The sequence below is a fragment of the Psychrobacter sp. CLB018 genome (assembly GCF_041222815.1).
Classification (GTDB): domain Bacteria; phylum Pseudomonadota; class Gammaproteobacteria; order Pseudomonadales; family Moraxellaceae; genus Psychrobacter; species Psychrobacter faecalis.
Window position 1 is genome coordinate 1,003,230 of sequence record NZ_CP166085.1, and the last position, 20,243, is coordinate 1,023,472.

Genomic DNA, 20,243 nt, shown 5'->3' on the forward strand with positions numbered 1-20,243 from the left:
AGCATGAAAATATATAGCCATGAAAACCTCAGTTTGCACAGACCGTTACCGTATTTCTCTTATGGCAAGATGCATGAGCCGTTAGAGATACCAGAGCGCATGGTCGAGTTGTTAAAAGCGCCAGCAGCACTAGGTTTAGAGGTAACCACTGCCACTGATGTTGGCATCGGACCAATATTAGCGGTTCATGATTTCGGTTATGTTGAGTTTCTCAAGCATGGCTATGCTGAATGGATGGAGGTTGAAGAAGATTTGGGCGCACAGGTACAGACGGGGATTTTTGTACCTTATGACAATCCTGGTATCGGCATTATGGCAAAGGCTGCTAAATATCAGGCCGATGATAGTGCGCCCATCAGTGAGCATTCTTGGACGTCTATCTATTGGTCGGCACAAACGGCGCTAAATGCTGCTGAAGCCTTGTTAAATGAAGACGCGTCAAGTGCTGAGCGTGGGCAAAATAATATCCAGCTTTGCTTTTCACGGCCGCCAGGTCATCATGCACGTAAAAGCGCCGCAGGCGGATTCTGTTATCTGAATAACGCTGCCATCATCGCCGAACACCTACGGCAGAAATACGCAAAAATTGCCATTATAGATACCGATATGCACCACGGTCAGGGTATCCAAGAGATATTCTACGAGCGCAGCGATGTGCTCTATATCTCGGTTCATGGTGATCCGGTTAATTTTTATCCGGCCGTCACTGGGCATGAGTTTGAAAAGGGCACCGGCGCGGGCGAAGGCTATAACGTTAACTTTCCGATGCCACATGGCACCGATGAAGCTGGGTTTTTTAACTATGTTGATAAATCTATCGAGGCGATGACATTATTTGACCCTGATGTCATCGTTCATGTATTGGGCTTTGATGTGTATAAAGACGATCCGGAAGCTAGGTGTGCGGTCACTACCGAAGGATTTACCGTATTGGCGCAAAAGCTAAAAGCGTTAAAAAAACCGTTAATTGTCTTGGTCGAGGGCGGTTACTACCTGCAAAAGCTCAATGAAAATTTGCAGGCATTTTTATCAGGGCTGATTTCAGAAGATTAAAAGACTCTATTAAAATTAATAAAACGATTGGAAAAATTAAACAGCTAGCAGCGTTTAGATTTTAATGCTCATCCTTAAAACCCAAACGCTGCTCAATTTGCTCTGCCAATTCAATCAGTACCGCACTGACCTCAGCTCGCTTGGACTCATATTCTGCTTGTAAAAAGCTGACCGCCATACCGGCAACCGCGTTGCCAGAAGCGTTACGAATATAAGTGCCAAGGCAATACATACCTTCGCGCAGTTGCCCATCATCAAGTGAGATACGACTGTTTTTAATAGCCGTCAGCTCGGTAGATAAATCTGCAAAATTATCGACGCCATATTGGGTAATAGGCGTAGGGAAACCACTGGCATAGATGGATTTTATGCTGTCCATAGAAAAGGTGGAAAGCATCGCTTTACCGGTGGCAGAGAATACTGCCGGTACGCGTACACCAGCGCGGAAAGTAAAGCCGAGCGGGGCAGGCGCTTCATGACAAGCCAAAAACACCACTTCACCAAAATCGAGCTTGGACAATGTCACCGTATGCTGAAGAAGGATTGGATACTGGACAATAAGGTCTTTGAATAACTGGATGACGCCTTGCTGCTGCTCATATTTGCCCGCCCAATACATCAAATACGAGCCCAAATGAAAGCGGCTGTCGCTGTCTTTATAGATGACATGTTTGGCTAATAAACTTTGCAAAATATTGTGGGTTGAGCTACGCGGCAGGTTAAGCGCTTTGGCAATATGCGCCGCCGTTAAAGGTTGGGCGCTGTCAGTTATCAAATCTAAAATCTGAAAAGTTTTGTCCAAAGCAGGAACGGCAGTGGTGCTCATAAGAAACCTATAAAAGACGATAAAATTAAGGAAGTAGCAAAATAAAATGATAAATCAGCACAAAATTGATAATAGGGGTTGCAAATAGGGGATTATCATTCTTATAATGATGTCTCATATATAGAATACATGTTCAGTATATTGAACAAATAACAAGTTATCAATAATTATTTAAGTCATAACCTTTTATTTTTAGTCGTTTTTATTTTTAGCTATTCGTTTATCACTATAAATCTGCAAACCTTATTTGCAAAACAACACTGACAAGGAGTGTCAACATGTCACAACAGTCAAATACGCTACAACTATCAAATCCAGACCTACTCAAACAGCAGTGCTTTATCAAAGACGGTTGGCATGATGCCAGTGATGCCGCGACTATCGACGTCAGCAATCCTTTTAACGGTGAGATTATCGGTAACGTACCGAGCCTGACGACCGATGATGTCAATGACGCGGTTGCGGCTTCTCATGAGGCGCAAATCACGTGGGCGGCCAAAACTGCCAAAGAGCGGGCGGAACTACTGCAAAAGTGGGCCGACCTTATCGATGCCAATAAAGAAGATTTGGCCATCATTATGACCGCCGAGCAAGGCAAGCCTTTAACCGAATCACGCGGGGAAGTTGGCTATGCCAATAGCTTTATCCGCTGGTTTGCTGAAGAAGGTAAGCGCGTATACGGCGATGTTATCCCTGCCAATCAAACCCAATTGCGCCATGTCATCCTAAAACAGCCTGTCGGTGTCTGCGCGGCTATCACACCTTGGAACTTCCCAGCAGCGATGATTACCCGTAAAGCAGCTCCTGCACTAGCGGCAGGCTGTACCATGATTATCAAACCTGCGACCGAAACGCCATTTTCTGCATTGGCATTAGCGGTATTGGCTGAGCAAGCCGGTATTCCAGCAGGCGTTATTCAAGTCGTCACGGGCAAATCGTCAACCATCGGCGATATCCTAACCGGCGATGCACGCATTCATAAGCTGTCATTTACTGGCTCTACCGAAGTCGGTCGTACCTTGATGGCACAGTGTGCCCCAACCATCAAAAAACTGTCATTAGAGCTCGGCGGCAATGCGCCATTTATCGTCTTTGATGATGCCGATCTTGAAAAAGCCGCTGAAGGCTTAATCGCTTCTAAATATCGTAACGCGGGTCAAACCTGTGTTTGTGCCAACCGTGTCTACGTGCAGGATAGTATCAAAGACAAATTCCTCGACGTCTTTGTGAAAAAAGTCGCTGAGCTTAATGTCGGTAATGGCATGGATGAAGGCGTGGATATCGGACCTTTAATTAACAAAAAAGCGTTGGATAAAGTTCAAGCGCTGCTCAAAGACGCGTTAGATAAAGGCGCAACCCTTATCACAGGCGGTAGCACCAACGGCGCATCAGAACTGTCTTATAACCCAACCGTGATTACTGATATCAGCAGTGACATGGATATCGCCCATGAAGAAATTTTTGGCCCTATCGCTACTATCTTTACCTTTAAAGATGAAGCCGACGTCATTCGTCAAGCCAACGACACCATTTATGGTTTGGCGGCATATTTCTACAGCGGCAGCTATGCTCGCTCATGGCGTGTCACTGAAGGTTTAGAGTACGGCATCATCGGTCATAATACCGGTCTTATTTCTACCGAAGTCGCACCATTTGGCGGCGTCAAGCAGTCAGGCTTTGGCCGCGAAGGCTCAAAATACGGCATTGAAGAATATGTCGTGACCAAATATTGGTGCTCTGATGTTAGTTAATAGTTAGAGCTAATGGTTAGCTGTTTTATATTTTAACCATTTGTTTTTTATAGATTTTCACCTAGTATTTAACGGGATTCAGCAGCATGAATCCCAAATTTAGCCACAGCTTATTTTATAAACCGCCATACCATCATTGGCATCTACGTAAAGAAGAAAGAAAAGGATATTCTTATGACTACCAATCAATCATTACTTGCGCGCCGTAAAGCTGTTTTGCCAACAGGCCTTGGCATTGCCTTTCCTATTTTTGCCGAAAAAGCAAAAAACTCAGAAGTGTGGGATATCGAAGGCAATCGTTATATTGACTTTGTCGGCGGTATCTCAGTACTGAATACTGGTCACAGCCATCCAAAAATCACCCAGCGTGTGCACGAGCAGCTAGACAAATTTACCCATACTGCCGCGCAAATAGTTAACTATGAATGCTACGTCGAGCTTGCTGAAAAGCTTTGCGAAAAAGCGCCTATCAGCGGTCCGAAAAAAGCCTTGTTCTTGACTACGGGCGCAGAAGCGGTCGAAAACTGTATCAAAATTGCCCGTGCAAAAACCGGTCGTCCGGGTGTCATCTCTTTCGTTGGTGGTTGGCATGGTCGTACGCTGATGTGCATGAGCCTAACGGGTAAAGTATTGCCATATAAAAAGAACTTTGGCCCGATGCCAGGTCCTGTGTTCCATGCGTTATTCCCAGCAGAAGAGCTAAACGTGACCGAAGCACAAGCATTGCATAGCCTTGAGATGATTTTCCAAGCGGATATCGATCCAAGTGAAGTGGCAGCGATGATTATTGAGCCCGTACAAGGCGAGGGCGGTTTCCATCAAGTGACACCATCGTTTGCCAAAGCCTTGCGCGAGATTTGCGATGAGCATGGCATTGTGCTGATTTTTGATGAAGTCCAGTGTGGTTTTGCCCGTACCGGTACCTTGTTTGCGTCTGAACAATTGGGTGTTGAGCCGGATCTGATGACCAGTGCTAAAAGCTTAGCGGGTGGCTATCCTATTTCTGCCGTTATCGGTCGCGCTGATATCATGGATGCCCCGCAAGTCGGCGGTTTGGGCGGTACGTATTCTGGTAACCCATTGGCTTGTGTGGCTGCGCTTGCTGTCATGGAAGTGATTGAAGAAGAAAATCTGCTTGAGCGCAGTATCGAGATTGGTGACAAAATCGAAGCGTTTTTAAAAGATTTGAACCTAAGCAGCATCGGTCATATTCGCCATAAAGGCGCGATGTTAGCGTTTGAGCTAATCGACAGCGATGGCAAGCCTGATGCGGCGGCGACTGCCAACCTAAAAACCAAAGCTTTCGAGCAAGGATTGCTGCTTGCGTCTTGTGGCATGTTTGGCAACGCCATTCGCGTGATGGTGCCGTTGACAGTAGAGGACGAAGTGCTACAAGAAGGCCTTGATATTATCAAAGGTATTTTGACCGCTCAAGGCGTTAATTCAAAAGATGAAAGCTTAAGCTTAGGATAATGACAATGCTGCTTTGAGTGGTGGTTTTACAACGGCGCCTTGCAAATCAAGACGCCGTTGCTGTCTCTGCTAAGCAAGTTTTAAAAGACAAATGTCATGAATAATACTAAACCTATCGCTTGATAGGCAGGAAAAGATAAAAAAGGGCAGCGCCCTATTACATAAAAATAGTGGGTATCAGTGCCGTTAAAAAGGGCTGACACGGATGACACACGGACAAGGAGTAGGTTATGTCTGAGCTAAAAAAATCGCTGGGCATGTTTGATATTATTGCTTTAGCATTCGGTGCTATGGTCGGTTGGGGCTGGGTCGTTTTAGCAGGGGACTGGATATTAGCGGCGGGCACATGGGGCGCGATGTTAGCGTTTATGATTGGTGGTTTGGCCGTTATCATGATTGGTGTTAACTATGCAGAGCTAGCCTCGTCAATGCCAGTCACCGGCGGTGAGCATACCTATACCCATCGAGCGCTTGGCGTCACGGTTTCCTTTATTTGCTCGTGGAGTATTTTATTTGGTTACTTCTCGGTCGTTGCTTTTGAAGCAGTAGCGTTGCCGACGGTGGTTGAATACTTTATTCCCAATTATAACCAAGGCTATCTATGGACGATAGCGGGCTGGGATGTGTATGCCACGTGGGTCGGGGTCGGTATGCTAGGCTCAATCATCGTCACTTGGCTCAATATTCGCGGCATGGAAGTTAGCGCTTGGTTCCAAAAAACAGCCGTACTCGGTATTTTATTCGTCGGTACGTTATTGTTTATTGGTGCGGTAATTTACAATCCTGCGAACTCAACAGCCGTGCAGGCGCCTGCCTTTATCGGTGGTATCGGCGGTATGATGACGGTGATTGTCATGGTGCCGTTTATGTTTGTCGGTTTTGACGTGATTCCGCAAGCGGCCGAAGAGATTGATCTGACCCGTCCTAATATCGGTAAGTTTTTGATTGTCTCTATTATTATTGCGGTGATGTGGTATGTCGGCGTGGCATGGAGTGTCGGCCGCACTTTGCCGCTCATTCAAGCACAAGGATCAACCTTAGCGACCGCTGACGCGATGACCAATGCGTGGCATGGCAAATGGGCGGGTATTTTACTAGTTATTGGCGGTGTACTTGGGATTTTATCGAGTTGGAACGCGTTTTTAATCGGTGGCAGTCGCTTACTTTATGCCATGTCAAAAGCCCATATGTTGCCTGCATTTTTGGGTAAACTACACCCCAAATATAAAACCCCGAAAAATGCTATTTTATTGATTGGTGGTTTGGCGACGCTTGCGCCTTTATTTGGTCGTAAAATGCTAGTATGGATTGTTGATGCCGGTGGTTTTGGGATTGTGATTGCTTATACCTGTGTCGCCATCTCTTTCTTAGTCTTACGCTACCGTGAGCCAGATATGGTGCGCCCGTTTAGAGTGCCAGCGGGTAAATTGGTCGGTATGTTTACCATCGTACTGGGCATTGGCTTGCTCATCTTATATATGCCGGGTATGCCGTCAGCACTGAGCGCTATCGAGTGGTGGATTTTCTTTGGTTGGACAGCGCTCGGTATCGGTCTTTATAGCTATGCCGTCGTCAAATATCCAGGCATCAGTGAAGCTATCATGGCAGAAGAGCTACGCGAGTTAAAAATCGTCAATCAGCTATGGTTGAAAGACAATCCGCCTAAAAAGTAAAGAATGCCTTTATCATAACAAGCCTAGCGTCTATCAATAGATGCTAGGCTTTTTTAATGCGATTTAAATAGATTAGGATTTATCACGAATCAATTTATAATTCAAAAACTCGGTAATACCTAGCGTACCAAGCTCGCGACCAAACCCTGAGCGTTTGACACCGCCAAATGGGGTATTGGCTTCACTACCAGACGGTGCATTAATAGTCACCATACCGACGTCTAGTTTATCAGCAATATCAGCAGCCAGCGCCGCATCTTGTGTTTGGATAGAAGCGCCAAGGCCAAAAGGCACATCGTTAGCGATTTTAATCGCCTGCTCAATATCACAAGCCTTATAGACAACAGCGACCGGACCGAATAGCTCTTCGTAATAGACATCCATAGAGTCGTCAACATCTGTGAGAACAGCAGGCGCAAACCAAGCGCCTGGTTTGTCTTTGAGCATACCACCCTCGACCAGTACCGTCGCGCCAGCTTGAATAGCGCTGTCGAGCTGTGCTTGTAGATTGACTGCCGCCGCTTTAGAGGACAGTGGTCCGATAAAGGTTTCTTCATCAAGAGGGTCGCCCAATGTCATGTTACGTACGGCATGGGTAAAGGCTTCGACGAATTGATCATAGACAGATTCGACGACGATAAGGCGTTTGGCGGCATTACAAGCTTGTCCTGTATTACCAAAACGACCTTCGATTGCCCCTTGTATGGCTTGTTCGATATCGGCATCGGCTGCAACGATAAAGGCATCCGAGCCACCAAGCTCCAATACGACTTTTTTAAGTGCACCGCCAGCTATTTTTGCCACCGCTTGTCCAGCGCGCTCAGAACCTGTCAACGACACACCTTGTACGCGTTGGTCTTCGATGATGGTCGCCGCTTGTTCATTGGTCGCAAATACATTGTTATAGACGCCTTCTGGCAAGCCTGCTTCTTTAAAAATATCAACGATTACTTCTGCTGTTTTCGGACACTGCGGCGCGTGTTTTAAAATCAGCGTATTACCTGCCATAAAGTTAGGGGCGGCAAAACGTGCAACCTGATAATGCGGGTAATTCCACGGCATGATGCCTAAAAGCACGCCGACAGGACGCTTCTCTATAAGGGCAGAACCGCTATCAACATCGATGGTATGGGGCGCTAATAACTGCGCGGCGTTATCAGCATAGTAACGAAAAATATCAGCCACTAAGCCAATCTCGCCTTTTGCTTGCGCGATAGGCTTGCCCATCTCTGCTGCGACGATACGCGCCAGCTCATCTTGACGCTCAAGGTAGATGTCAGCAATTTTATGCAGTAGCGTACTGCGTTCTTCTAATGTTACCTTGCGCCAATCTTGATAAGCGCGATCAGCTTTTTCAATCGCTTGCTGAATGTCTTGCTCAGTAGAGGTTGGGTAGGTGGCCTCTACTTCGCCAGTCGCTGGGTTAGTAATTTGATAGTCGCTCATTGTTATTTCCTTTTGATCAAAATCCATTTGTGGTTGTTTTATTATCACTATCTTTTAAATTTTTTTTTAATCTGTGATGGTTGGTAGTTATTAATACTATCAAGCAGCAAGATCATTGTATTGTAGATACAGCACTGTCTCAGTCGTTATTTGTATGCTTTAGCAAATCCTTAACGCTCATCGTATGCAGCCTATACTTTAAATAATGCTCAAGCCATCATATAACCCAAACCTAGGAATGTCACGATGGATAAAACCGCGCCAAGCATGGCATAGGGGAATTGGCTAAAGGCATGTTGCATGGGTGAGCAGCCCGCTCCTTGTGAGGCTAATAACGACGAGTCACTAAAGAAGCAGGCATGACTACCAAATGAAGACGCTGACAATAGTGCCCCAATCATCAATGGCGTGCTGACACCAAGTGCTAACGAAATAGGGAATACAATCGGCATTGCCAGGATATACAAACCCCAACTTGATGAGGTGGCAAAGGTTAAGAACGCCATGACGGCAAAGATGACAGCAGGAAAGATGACAATCGTCATATAAGGCGTGATGGCCTCGATTACGTACGTCGTCATGCCAAGCTCATCATTGATGGCTTTTAAGAAGAAGCCACCGACTACCGTTGATAATGGATAGAGCATGACTTGGAAACCTTTAAAAATGGCTTCCATTTGGGTCTCGAAACTTAAGATACCTTGCGCCCAATAGATAAGAACGGTAACGAAACAGGTCAGTAATGCCCCTCTTAATAAATCAATTTCAAAATAAATGGTTGAAACAATCAATAAAATCATGGGGAAAGCAAAGTTCATGATATTGGCTTTAAACGATAGCTTGCGTTTGGCCTTGACGTTTGAAACCAATTGCTCATCGACAAAAGCTTCAGGTACAGGGTTGCCACCTTTGGCGCGAGCTTCCGCTTTTTTCATCGGGCCCCAATCGCCCAAAATGCCATATGCCACCAAAAACACAATCACCAGTGCAAACCAAGCATACGCCATAAAAGGAATGGCACTCATATAAAGTGCCATTCCACCACCGTCTTTTGCGACGCCATTTTCTTCTAAAAGTCCGGCAAAGTAGACCGCCCAAGTCGAAATAGGCACAATAACGCACATCGGCGCCGCCGTTGAATCGACGATGTAGGCAAGTTTTTCTCGCGATACCCCATAAAAATCGGTCAATTTCTTAACAGACGTCGATACAGCAAGACAGTTTAAATAATCATCAATAAAGACCACCACGCCCAGTCCTGCAGTCGCTAGTAATGATTGCCGGCGTGATTTGATGATTTTTTGTAGCCATTCACTAAAGCCATCGAGACAACCGCTGATCTCAAGCAGCTGAATCAGACCGCCCATCAAACCACAAACCAGTACTACCCAGACAATGGTTTCATTACCGAGTACGAGGGATATATTTTCAGCAAAAGGCGAAACCAAATCAAACGGATTGAGCATCACAAGACCCGCGACACAGCCTGCAATCATAGATTCAAATGGACGCCTAGAAACAATGGCAGTGACCAATACTAATAATGTAGGTAATAGCGATAAAGCACCCCAAGATTCGTTTGGCGCACGGGTGGTCGATAGCCAAGCAAAAGCGATATATATGGCAATCCCTGCTAATACCGTCAAAAATACTCGCTTGTTATGAAACTGCCCCTCGACAGCTTCGCTGAGTTTCATGTTCATATTTACGCTCCCTGTAAAACCTAATTTTTTAAAACTCTGTTTTATGGTTGTTGCTCGATAGTCAGTAGCGCACCAGTGCATCTTCTTTCTATCGAGCGCCATCACAACAATCCATTGTTATGACAGATAATGATGGTTAGATTTTGACGTCGTTACATGCCAGTGGTGTCTTTTAGTGCGTACCACCATGAGCCCATGACAGAATACGGCACGCGTAGGGCGCGGCCACCTGGGAAAGGAATCCAAGGAATCTTGGCAAAGGTATCAAACTCTTTGGTGCGACCATTGATGGCATTAGCTAATATCTGCCCAAATAAATGCGAGCCTGTCACCCCATGACCGCTATAGCCATGAGCGAAATAAACACGGTCATGCAGTTTGCCCATTTGCGGTACGCGAGAAAAAGACAAGGCAAAGTTACCACTCCACGCATAGTCAATTTTGACATCACGTAGCTCTGGGAAAATCTTATTCATATTTGGTCGTATTTTGGCGGTGATATCGGCTGGGTCTTGACCACCGTAGACAGTACCGCCGCCAAATAACATGCGCTTATCCGCTGACAGGCGATAGTAATCAAGGATATAGCGCACATCTTCGACGCAGACGTCGGTTGGTAGCAGCTGGTCTGCTAAATCACCTAAGGGCTCGGTGGCGATAATCTGTGTCGATACCGGCATGACGCGGTCAGTTAATTTAGGTATGACTTTATTGAGATAGGCATTGCCGCACAGCACCGCTTGCTTACAAGTGACGCTACCAAATTCAGTAATAACTTTGATGTGGTCATCGGCATATTCAATATCAACGACTAAAGTGTTTTCATAGATAGTACCGCCAGATTTTTCGATGGCAGCGGCTTCACCAAGCGCGAGGTTTAGCGGATGGATATGACCACCTGAATGGTCAATAATACCGCCCACATAAGCGTCTGTTTTGATATGTTCTTGGATGCCATTTTTGTCGAGCATTTCTCGATCATGCATCCCATGACTTTCCCATAGGGCATGCGTCTCTTGTAAGTCTTTTAACTGACCATTATTTAACGCCGCAAAGATATTTTTCTCTTTAAGATCGCAGTCGATATTATAATCAGCGACAAAGCGCCGAATGATTTTGCCGCCACGGGTCACAAGCTGACCGACGAAATCTGCGTTTTCTTGACCATAAGACTTTTTGATTTTTTGCAGGCTGGCGTTAAGACCGTTGACGATTTGACCGCCATTACGCCCTGATGCGCCCCAACCAATTTGCGCACCTTCTAAAACCACCACTTCGTGATCGGTTTCAATGAGATGCAGCGCCGTTGATAAGCCGCTATAACCGCCACCGACTACACAGATTTCCACTTGAATATCATTTTTTAGCGTCGGTCTGTCGGGCTTAGGATTACGGCTGGCTGCATAATAGCTATCAGGATATTGCCCATTGTCTGAATAATGCGGAATGTTGCGCGTGTTATTCGAAGGCGGATTTTGGTTCATTGCTGCATTGCCATTTAAGTTGCTATTTGAGTTATTTGACATATCAAACATCCTGTAAATAGGTGAGGTATTCAAGGTTGGTCACTTGCTGAGCAAAGCGTTTGGCTTCTTGTTTTTTGACTGCAATTAATAGCTCAATCATCTCGCTTGGAAATAAAGAATCGATGATGTCGCTGCTTTCAAATTTGCGGATAGCGGACAGCCAGTCTAATGGCAAAGTTTTAAGCTCGGCTTCGTTATAAGTGATGCTATTGACCGGCTCTGGCGCTTCAAGCTTGTTTTCGATGCCATAAAGCATGCCTGCCAATACCGCACTACAGACCAGATAAGGGTTGGCATCGGCGCCAGAAACGCGGTGCTCGATACGGCGTGCTTGTGAGTCGCCGCCTGGGATGCGCACAGCAGCGGTGCGGTTTTCATAGCCCCATGACACATTGTTTGGTGCCAGTGTACCTGGGGTAAAGCGGCGATAAGAGTTGACATGGGGGGCAAATAATAAGGTGCAATCCGACATGGTTTTTAATAAACCTGCGACCGCATGACGCAAGATGTCTGACCCTTCTTCTGAGCCATCATCAAAGACATTATTGCCATCTTTATCGAGCAGGCTGCAGTGTACATGAAAGCCGTTGCCGGATTGCAATCCAAAGGGTTTTGCCATAAAAGTAGCCGTTAGCTTGCGGCGTGCTGCGACGGACTTAACTACTTGTTTGAATAAAATGGCATCGTCAGCAGCCTTTAACGGGTCATCGACGTGTAATAAGTTAATTTCAAACTGACCACAGCCGTTCTCAGCTAAAGCGGCATCAACCGGAATATCAAGTTTTTTGCATTGCTCATAAACTTCGTCTAAAAACTCATCAAACTGCAATAAGTCATTGATACTTAAAATAGAAGTCTTATTTAGCCTTAAGCCGCTCTTTGGACGGATAGGCGGTTTTGGGCTTTCACCTTCGGTGTAATCAATCAAATAAAATTCAAGCTCTGTTGCCATGACTGGCGTTAATCCGAGTGCTTTGAATTTTTTACTGACATAATCTAAGACGTGGCGTGCGTCACCGTAATAAGGCTCGTTGTCTTCGGTATAAAGCCAAACGGGCAATAGCGATGAGGGCGCGCTGGTATTGAGGAGCGGATAGGCAGCGCGGCCGGTAGGACGAGCAATGGCATCGATATCGCCATTGCACTGAGAGGATTCGATAACGTCAGCGCCCCAGATGTCGACGCCTAAAATTGATAAAGGTAAGCGTATGGCACCATTTTCTGCTTTTTCCATCTGATTAAAGGGGATGCGCTTACCACGAAGTAAGCCATTAATATCCCCCGCTGCAACATACACATATTCCGTATTATTTGCAGATTCGACCATTCCCTTGGTTGTCGTCATGTCTATTATCCCTATTGATGTTGATTTTTACTCTGATTATAGTTGCGCCGTTTATGGCCGCTGTCATTCATAATTGACAAATCCTGATGGTGAATGACGTTAAATAAAACAGTATTGCTAAATAAAACAGCACTTATAACTGCCGTGGCTGATACCACATGGTTTACTTTACTAAGTATTTCCTTCCTAACATTGCTTGATGTTTTTACTGCAAAATGAATCACTTAGCATTGTTCTTAGCCTTGTTTTTATCGGTAATGACATTGGGGTGTAGAGACGGTAATTCACCTTTTGTCTTACTGATGTCCTTCAATATATGACTGAAATTTATAGTTGTCAAATGATATTTAAAACTATTAAAAAGTAATTAATTATATTCATATTGGTTTTAATTATCTAAAAATGAAGTTTATAGTTTACAATGTCCGAAATTTTGTGTTAGATTTTAATCAAAGAAATCTCGGTATATTGTAGTTTTGAGGCTCAGATATCACATTCAAGGAAGAATAAAATGCAAACTTATCGCCCCATTATTGCCATCGTCTCCTGTCATAAAATGGTCGACGGTCAACCTGCGCAAGCGGTGTACCAAAAATATATCGATGCGGTACATTTTTATGGTGGCAATCCTATCTTGCTGCCCAATACTGCCGCTGAGAGTGAGAACTTCGCGGCTTTGATTGCCATTGCTGACGGTATTTTATTGACGGGCAGTTACAGTAACGTCGCGCCTGCACGTTATGGCGCTTCGCATATTGAAGAAAAGCAGGACTTAGGTCGTGATGAGCTGAGCTTTAAACTGCTTGCTCATGCAGAGAAGGCGGGTACGCCTTTATTGGCAGTATGCCGAGGCTTGCAAGAGATGAATGTCTATTTTGATGGCAGCCTGCATCCAGATTGGCGTGAAGTAGAAGGGTTTTATGAGCCGCATTTGGAAGACAATACCCAGCCGCTTGAGGTGCAATACCAGCCGGTGCATGACGTGATTATTCAGCCTGAGGGGCGACTGGCAGCGTTTGGCGAAAAATGGCACGTCAATTCGTTGCACAAACAAGCCATCAATACAGTAGGTCGAGATTTATTTGTCGAAGCACGTGCACCGGATGGATTGGTAGAAGCCATCAGCTTAATAAAACATCCATTTATGATTGGTGTACAATGGCATCCTGAGTTAAATTATGCACAAGACGATTTGTCAAAATTTCTATTCAAGGAATTTATCCACTATGCCAGCAAAAAACACGGTTCATAATAGTGCAGAAAACGATATTGAAAAACAGGACATTGCGCCTGAAAATGAAATGGACTTACTCGAAGACGAGGCTGAAAAACAAGACGAAGACGATGCTGATGACGTTAACAGCGCTGAAGAAGATGCGTCAGAATCTGAACTCGAAATGGACAGCCAGCCTGAAGAGGATATCGGTAAAAAAATCAATCAACTGCGCCTTGCAAAAGGCTACTCGCAACGCAAGCTGGCAAGGATGGCAGGGGTAACCAATACTTCAATCAGTGCGATTGAGCGTAATAAAGTCAGCCCAGCGGTCAATACACTTAAAGCCATCTTACAGGTGCTAGGGTCTGATTTGACGACTTTTTTCAGTGATGAGTGGAAAGAGCCCAAAGCACGTGTGGTGGTCACACCAAAGGATTTGATAGAGCTTAGCGAGTCAAGCAGTAGAGTGTCGCTCAAACAGGTATATAACTGTAGCACCACCAAAAATCTGGGGTTTTTGATTGAGACCTATCAGCCCAATAGCTCGACCGAAGAAAAAATCGCTCACGAAGGCGAAGAGATTGGCACCGTTATTGAAGGCAAAGTCTTAATTCGTATCGAAGAGACGACTTATTTGTTGAATGAAGGTGACAGTTATGTGATTGATACCATTAAACCGCACACCTTTATCAATCCTACTGATGGCATAACTCGTATCGTAAGCGCGCATACGCCGACGACTTACTAAGTTTATATTAAAGTTCAATTGGCGTTAAAAACTGTTTTGCAAAAGCCTATTATTTATAAAGAGTTTAGAGTTTATTAGCCACTATCTCAAGCACTGTATCTAGCAATAGAAGCAGTGCTTTTTTTCGCTAAAAATAAGGGGTCATAAATAAGCTATTAGGTATTGCTTTGGTCTTGGCTTGCTTTTTGTTTATCGGCTGGTTTTACTGTTTCTATCGTTTGTATTGCCTTAGCATTTTCTACTTTAACGGTTGCAGTATTAGTCTCTGCTTTAGCATCTGTCGTTTTAGTAGAGTCTTTAAACAACCTGACTTTGCTGATTTTATCCGCGGGCTCGATTTTTACATAAGGAGATTCAGGAATAGATTTAGATGCCTTACTAAGGCCTTTCTTAATTTTTTTAACCGCCGCTGCATCCGCCTGCGCTTGTTCTTCTGCAAGCGATTGGTCATATAACCCTTGATAGACAAGTAGGGTTTGTTCAATCATCTCACGCATGGTGAATTTATTGGTCATCTCAGGACGGGTGACACTTTCTAGCTGGTTGCGCACTGCTTTGCAGAGCGCTTTGGCGTTGTATTTTTTGACCAATCCTTGCGGATAAAGTGGCTGTAGTATCTCGCTAAATGCCGCTTGATCCCAGCCAATGACTGGCGTGCCTAAGTGAATTGCTTGCAGGGCATTAATGCCAATCGATTCTGGCTCATTGGCAAGCGCCATGACGATATTGGCCGCCGACAGCCATTCGCGCATATCATTACGTTTGCTGCCAACGTAAGTTATGCGCTCAGACAGTCCAAGCGTATTGCTGCGCTGGCGAAAATCTTCATGCGCCACATCACCTTCGCGGTAATCATCATCCATAATAATGACATGAATATTAGGAAATTGTTCTTGCAGATTACCCAAAATATCAATCAGCCATTCTTGCCCATATTCATTGCCGATGATAGTCGGAAAAACCAGCCATTTTTTGTGTTCAAGTTCAGGATATTCGGCGAACGTATGGCGCAGCCAATACACAGAAGGGTTGTGTCGATACGGATAACGGCGCGTATCGACACCACGGTAAATACGTTTAATAACTTTGGGCTCTAGCTCCTCACGGCGCAGGCCTTTTTTTAAATAATTGGTGACGCTATCAGAGACCGTGATGATGGTATCGACATCGAGCAGCGCTTGCGAGTATTTATTAATCGGATAAAAACCGTACATGGTCGAGACCAGTTTGGGACGACGCTTGAGGCGGGCGCGGCGCAAGGCCAAATGCAATATCCATGCAGGGGTGCGCGAATGCACATGAATGACATCAGGGTCGTATTTTTCAATCAGGCGGCGCAGCGGGGCGACTTGTAGCAGTGACAGCCAAGATTTCTTATTCATATAAAGCTGATGGTAGATATTACCATCGCGCTTTAGGCGTTTGACCAAGTCATTTTCTTCATCGGCGCTGGCAATGATAATGGAAGTATGACCATTTTTAACCAAAGCGCGACCCAGATGAAAAATGCCGCGCTCGGATTCATCATGCTTTAAGGACGACAGTAAGCGCATAACTTTCATAATAGCGTCGGTCACCAAATAGGATATCAAGCTGCTATTGTCAGTTAAAAGTGCCGAAAACTCAACCACCAAGATAAAAAGATAAGGTCAAATTTGCCATGCTTTTCTTAGCTGAGAATAAGCAGTTGGCAATAGGTAACGTTACTAAACTAGCGACGTTTTTGTAAATGCGCAGCATTTGGTAGCACTTGCTTTTCACTGAGATATTTCCAATAGCGCTGCGGCAGATATTGCTTATGTAGCCGTGGGTTTTTACGCTCTTTGATATTGACATTAGTAAAGTAGCCTTGCCAAAACTTTTGATAACGCTGTTCGTCCTTACTATGAATGCTGGCAGGATTACGCAGTACCGTATCATCTAGGTTAGTGATGGTTTGTAGGTCAGCAGGGCGCGACGGGGTACTTTTACTTTTGTCATAATAAATGCCATAGCCACGTGCCACATCATAAATCGCCCAATGCTGATCTTGATAACGCTGACGAAAATGCTCACCAATCAAAGGCAGTACATTAAAGTCAGGCTCAACGCGGGCAAAGTAGATATTGTCAGTGGTGTGCTCAAAACGCACAAAGGCTTCCATGCGGTGTTTTTCTCGGCTGACCGATTTGACGGTTTGTACCAATTCCAAAACATTCAAATTACCCAAATCTTGCATAATATGGCGGCTAGGGTAGTCAATGGCGTATTTAATTACTTGAAATAAAGTGGTGCCGATATGAGCTTTTTCTGATAAAAATCCCCAGAGGATATTGCGCATACCTGAACGACCTAAGAGTTTATGCAGCTTTATTAGTACGCGTTCGGCGTTGTCTGCATCCGTTGCTACGCTTGTTGCCTGTGCAATCAACGATGGTATATAGCAGTCGTGAGCAATTAGTTGTAGGGATTCATCGTCCTGTAACTTATTGGTATAGACATAAAATACGGCACTCAGCCAACCTTCAAAACTTGGCTCATAAAGCACAATACTGGGCGTTAAGTGACCAACAATGTAATCGTGACTTTGCATCAGCTGTGACATTTATGTTCCTATTTAAAATAGTGGCAATTAAAACCATGCCGACTAAAACCATGCTGATTAAAACAGCGCTAATTGACCGTTGCGTTGGTCTTTATATTTGGTCTGCGTTTGCGCCAGTACATATTGACGGAAATTATCACGGGTTAAATGCGCCAAATGCTCGTTTTTACCCGTTGTTGCGATAAAGTACTTGGCACGATTGACCGCCGCGCCCATTTTCTTCAAGTGATAAAGCGTCAACTGATTAAACTTACGCGCCTTCACTATCTTTTTAGCGGTTTTGGTACCGATACCGGGAATACGCACAATCATCTCGTAAGTGGCGGTTTGGATATTAACGGGAAAATGCTCGCGGTGGCGGATTGCCCAAGCAAGTTTCGGGTCGCAATCTAAGTCTAGAAATAGCGAGTCAGGCTCAACGATTTCATGGGCACCAAAGCCGTAAAAACGCATCAGCCAATCCGCTTGATACAGACGGTTTTCACGTATCATCGGCACAGGCGCTCCAATCGCTGGCAGGCGACTATCAGACAACATCGGTACGTAACCTGAGTAATAAACACGTTTTAAATCATATTGCTGATAAAAATGGCTCGATAGCTGTATGACTTGCAAATCGGTCTCATTACTGGCGCCAACAATCATCTGACTGGTTTGACCCGCTGGCACAAATTTAGGTGTTTTTTTATGGGTTTTACGGCTCTCTTTGATAGTGATAATTTCAGTTTTAACGGTTTCCATTGGTGCTTTTAATTCATCATGTGACTTCTCTGGAGCGAGCAATGCCAGACCTGATTTGGTCGGAATTTCAATATTGACACTAAGGCGATCGGCATAAAGCCCCGCTTCTAATAACAATTCTTTTGACGCGCCGGGGATAGTTTTTAGATGGATATAGCCGTTAAAGCGCTCGCGGGTACGCAGTATCTTGGCGACCTCGACCAAGCACTCCATCGTATAATCGCCACTTTTAAAAATCCCTGAGCTTAAAAATAATCCTTCGATATAGTTACGACGATAAAACTGCATGGTTAAATCAACCACTTCCTCGACGCTAAAAGCAGCGCGCAGGGTGTCATTGCTTTTACGTGAGGTACAATATGCGCAATCGTAGATGCAGTGATTGGTCAAAAGGATTTTAAGAAGACTGACACAGCGACCATCTTCGGTATAGCTGTGGCAAATACCGGTTGCTGAAGCATCACCAAGACCACCGCCTTGGTTTTTGCGAGTGCCTGCGGAGGATGAGCAAGAGACATCATACTTAGCAGCGTCCGCTAAGATATTGAGCTTACCTTGTAGTCGTTCATAATTGATGGTTGCCATAAGCGCGATTTACCAAATCATTTATAGGTATGTATTTTAGCAAAATCAGGCTTAAGTCATTATAAAGGTAGGATAATTAGATAAACAAGACGACAGATAGTGTCGCTTGAAAATAAAAAATATTAACAAGTATAGTTGGAGCTTTATTCTTCTTTAAAATGACAAAAGCCTCGCGTTTGCAAGGCTTTAGAGTAATTTTTTAGTAAAATATGATATTTTATAAGGTCGTCATTACTGAACTTTAGCTCGTATAACGACGGTCTGAGCAGCATTTGGACTTAGATCAACCAAGTTCCATTTAAGACCAGAATAGTTTTCTTTTACAACCACGGTATTGCCCACTTTTTGGATAGTTTGATAGCTATCGCCACCAGTAGTCGCAAGCGTTGGTAATGGACTGTTTAGTGACACTAATTGGACACCATTTGGCAATGACACCATCGCATTGATATCAGTAACAGGCTGCGCGGTGGTATTGGTATAAGTGGTGTGATATTCGATTACGTCACCAGGCGCGATATGATTGGCGGGTACGGCCACTTCACGACCATCTTTATTTTTTAATATTTTCATGACTTTGGTTTGGGCATTAACCACACCAGGCGTGCTAAAAGTTGGGGTCAATTGCAGAGTATCTAAAGAGGTAGAGACGATTTGCGTCGTTGCCGGTTGATTAGTGACGACGGTGGTCGTTGGTGTATGGATGACGGGCAACTGGGTCACCGGCGTCACAGGCAAGACTTCGGTCACGCTGGTCGTTGGAACCGCTATGACGTCAACTCTGCTGGTTTGATTAGTGACTTGGTTGGTCACAGGTACGCTCGTGACCGTGGCATTGCCTTGAGTAACGACAGTATTAGCGCCTGAGCGAACCACATAACGGGGCGCAGTACTCACTTGTGTGCGGTAAAACGGCATACCATCTTGCATGGTGATGCCATTCGGCGTCGCAGTGATAACCGCTGTTTTGCCGTCTGAGTAACTTTCGACCACTGTGGTGCTGTTGCTCACAGATGGTACGACCGTGACTTCAGGTGCAGCTTGGGCAGCAGTTAGCGTCAGAAAACTACCCGCTAAGACCATTGATATGGCTGTAGGAATAGTGTTTTTTTTAATGAAGGCGTGTTTAAGCGCTTTTTTATTCGTAGCCTGAAATGCTGGCGTATTGATAGGCGTGGTCATAATAGATTCCTTTAAAATAGCAGTAAATAAAGCCGCTAATGAAGTAGCAAAAAAACAAAATTTAAAAAATAAGGTCGAGAAAAACAACGCTTATATAAGAAAAAACCCCCGTTAAATGAGCATGTAAACCATGTCAAATAACGAGGGCAAAGGTACTTAAGATAGCCAACACTTGCTATCATTCCATCATTATTTTAGTCAAATACTTAGCACTTAATGTGTGAACAATTATGCGCTAAAACGAATTGAGTAAAAAAGCTGTATTGTGTAACTAATACTCTACTAATAATGACGTTGTGTACTATTTTTTGCATCTATCAGCTGCACTAAAAATATATAGTTGAATACAAATAAATCAGATACGTCGCTATCAAATCGTTCAATGAAAAGT

The 20,243-nt window shown here is 44.6% G+C and carries 15 protein-coding genes; 6 read left to right on the forward strand and 9 right to left on the reverse strand.

The window, feature by feature from the left end; genetic code table 11:
* Positions 1–3: 3 nt before the first annotated feature.
* Complete coding sequence (locus AB8P72_RS04415) at positions 4–1,053, forward strand: histone deacetylase family protein (RefSeq protein WP_191691407.1); 1,050 nt, start codon at positions 4–6, stop codon at positions 1,051–1,053.
* Between the two features lie 61 nt (positions 1,054–1,114).
* Here the strand turns inward: AB8P72_RS04415 and AB8P72_RS04420 are convergent, their stop codons facing one another.
* Complete coding sequence (locus AB8P72_RS04420; protein ID WP_068404047.1) at positions 1,115–1,879, reverse strand: IclR family transcriptional regulator; 765 nt, start codon at positions 1,877–1,879, stop codon at positions 1,115–1,117.
* Between the two features lie 278 nt (positions 1,880–2,157).
* Between AB8P72_RS04420 and AB8P72_RS04425 the strand changes: the two genes are divergently transcribed.
* The 3 genes from AB8P72_RS04425 to AB8P72_RS04435 all read left to right on the forward strand — a co-directional run bounded on the left by AB8P72_RS04425 (position 2,158) and on the right by AB8P72_RS04435 (position 6,776).
* Positions 2,158–3,630, forward strand: a complete 1,473-nt coding sequence (locus AB8P72_RS04425) for an NAD-dependent succinate-semialdehyde dehydrogenase (RefSeq protein WP_068404046.1) — start codon at positions 2,158–2,160, stop codon at positions 3,628–3,630.
* Positions 3,631–3,804: 174 nt separating this feature from the next.
* Positions 3,805–5,103, forward strand: coding sequence for a 4-aminobutyrate--2-oxoglutarate transaminase (gene gabT, locus AB8P72_RS04430; RefSeq protein WP_369958089.1), 1,299 nt, complete (start codon positions 3,805–3,807; stop codon positions 5,101–5,103).
* A 230-nt stretch (positions 5,104–5,333) separates the two neighbouring features.
* Entirely contained in the window at positions 5,334–6,776 is a 1,443-nt protein-coding gene (locus AB8P72_RS04435; protein WP_068404042.1) for an APC family permease, read from the forward strand.
* 72 nt (positions 6,777–6,848) lie between these two features.
* Here AB8P72_RS04435 and AB8P72_RS04440 read toward each other — a convergent pair whose 3' ends face one another.
* The 4 genes from AB8P72_RS04440 to AB8P72_RS04455 all read right to left on the reverse strand — a co-directional run bounded on the left by AB8P72_RS04440 (position 6,849) and on the right by AB8P72_RS04455 (position 12,796).
* Positions 6,849–8,222 (reverse strand): NAD-dependent succinate-semialdehyde dehydrogenase, encoded by a 1,374-nt coding sequence (locus tag AB8P72_RS04440; protein ID WP_068404041.1) that lies wholly within the window; start codon positions 8,220–8,222, stop codon positions 6,849–6,851.
* 209 nt (positions 8,223–8,431) lie between these two features.
* Complete coding sequence (locus AB8P72_RS04445) at positions 8,432–9,925, reverse strand: Na+/H+ antiporter NhaC family protein (RefSeq protein WP_068404040.1); 1,494 nt, start codon at positions 9,923–9,925, stop codon at positions 8,432–8,434.
* A 152-nt stretch (positions 9,926–10,077) separates the two neighbouring features.
* Complete coding sequence (locus tag AB8P72_RS04450; protein ID WP_225211645.1) at positions 10,078–11,451, reverse strand: FAD-binding oxidoreductase; 1,374 nt, start codon at positions 11,449–11,451, stop codon at positions 10,078–10,080.
* Between the two features lies 1 nt (position 11,452).
* Positions 11,453–12,796 (reverse strand): glutamine synthetase family protein, encoded by a 1,344-nt coding sequence (locus tag AB8P72_RS04455; protein WP_068404038.1) that lies wholly within the window; start codon positions 12,794–12,796, stop codon positions 11,453–11,455.
* Between the two features lie 511 nt (positions 12,797–13,307).
* Here AB8P72_RS04455 and AB8P72_RS04460 point away from each other — a divergent pair.
* Together AB8P72_RS04460 and AB8P72_RS04465 are read left to right on the forward strand one after the other, a co-directional pair.
* Positions 13,308–14,048, forward strand: a complete 741-nt coding sequence (locus tag AB8P72_RS04460) for a gamma-glutamyl-gamma-aminobutyrate hydrolase family protein (protein WP_068404036.1) — start codon at positions 13,308–13,310, stop codon at positions 14,046–14,048.
* Positions 14,023–14,760 carry a cupin domain-containing protein gene (locus AB8P72_RS04465; RefSeq protein ID WP_082894245.1) on the forward strand — a complete coding sequence of 246 codons (738 nt, stop codon included), beginning with the start codon at positions 14,023–14,025 and terminating at the stop codon, positions 14,758–14,760. Before AB8P72_RS04460 ends, AB8P72_RS04465 begins: the two co-directional genes overlap by 26 nt.
* A 155-nt stretch (positions 14,761–14,915) precedes the next feature.
* Here AB8P72_RS04465 and AB8P72_RS04470 read toward each other — a convergent pair whose 3' ends face one another.
* The 4 genes from AB8P72_RS04470 to AB8P72_RS04485 all read right to left on the reverse strand — a co-directional run bounded on the left by AB8P72_RS04470 (position 14,916) and on the right by AB8P72_RS04485 (position 19,852).
* On the reverse strand, positions 14,916–16,322 hold the full coding sequence (locus AB8P72_RS04470; protein ID WP_305935439.1) for a glycosyltransferase: 1,407 nt from the start codon (positions 16,320–16,322) through the stop codon (positions 14,916–14,918).
* Between the two features lie 149 nt (positions 16,323–16,471).
* Entirely contained in the window at positions 16,472–17,344 is an 873-nt protein-coding gene (locus AB8P72_RS04475; RefSeq protein WP_305935438.1) for a TIGR03915 family putative DNA repair protein, read from the reverse strand.
* A gap of 57 nt (positions 17,345–17,401) precedes the next feature.
* On the reverse strand, positions 17,402–18,670 hold the full coding sequence (locus tag AB8P72_RS04480) for a putative DNA modification/repair radical SAM protein (protein ID WP_369958090.1): 1,269 nt from the start codon (positions 18,668–18,670) through the stop codon (positions 17,402–17,404).
* Positions 18,671–18,901: 231 nt separating this feature from the next.
* A complete protein-coding gene (locus AB8P72_RS04485) occupies positions 18,902–19,852 on the reverse strand; it encodes a hypothetical protein (protein WP_227514916.1) in 951 nt (316 codons plus the stop codon).
* Positions 19,853–20,243: the final 391 nt, after the last annotated feature.

Coding starts and splice junctions, on each gene's coding strand:
- AB8P72_RS04420 (WP_068404047.1), bottom strand. CDS start 1,879: ATGAGCACCACTGCCGTTCCTGCTTTGGACAAAACTTTTCAGATTTTA.
- AB8P72_RS04485 (WP_227514916.1), bottom strand. CDS start 19,852: ATGACCACGCCTATCAATACGCCAGCATTTCAGGCTACGAATAAAAAA.
- AB8P72_RS04460 (WP_068404036.1), top strand. CDS start 13,308: ATGCAAACTTATCGCCCCATTATTGCCATCGTCTCCTGTCATAAAATG.
- AB8P72_RS04445 (WP_068404040.1), bottom strand. CDS start 9,925: ATGAACATGAAACTCAGCGAAGCTGTCGAGGGGCAGTTTCATAACAAG.
- AB8P72_RS04475 (WP_305935438.1), bottom strand. CDS start 17,344: ATGTCACAGCTGATGCAAAGTCACGATTACATTGTTGGTCACTTAACG.
- AB8P72_RS04425 (WP_068404046.1), top strand. CDS start 2,158: ATGTCACAACAGTCAAATACGCTACAACTATCAAATCCAGACCTACTC.
- AB8P72_RS04450 (WP_225211645.1), bottom strand. CDS start 11,451: ATGTCAAATAACTCAAATAGCAACTTAAATGGCAATGCAGCAATGAAC.
- AB8P72_RS04480 (WP_369958090.1), bottom strand. CDS start 18,670: ATGGCAACCATCAATTATGAACGACTACAAGGTAAGCTCAATATCTTA.
- gabT (WP_369958089.1), top strand. CDS start 3,805: ATGACTACCAATCAATCATTACTTGCGCGCCGTAAAGCTGTTTTGCCA.
- AB8P72_RS04465 (WP_082894245.1), top strand. CDS start 14,023: ATGCCAGCAAAAAACACGGTTCATAATAGTGCAGAAAACGATATTGAA.
- AB8P72_RS04455 (WP_068404038.1), bottom strand. CDS start 12,796: ATGACGACAACCAAGGGAATGGTCGAATCTGCAAATAATACGGAATAT.
- AB8P72_RS04415 (WP_191691407.1), top strand. CDS start 4: ATGAAAATATATAGCCATGAAAACCTCAGTTTGCACAGACCGTTACCG.
- AB8P72_RS04440 (WP_068404041.1), bottom strand. CDS start 8,222: ATGAGCGACTATCAAATTACTAACCCAGCGACTGGCGAAGTAGAGGCC.
- AB8P72_RS04470 (WP_305935439.1), bottom strand. CDS start 16,322: ATGAAAGTTATGCGCTTACTGTCGTCCTTAAAGCATGATGAATCCGAG.
- AB8P72_RS04435 (WP_068404042.1), top strand. CDS start 5,334: ATGTCTGAGCTAAAAAAATCGCTGGGCATGTTTGATATTATTGCTTTA.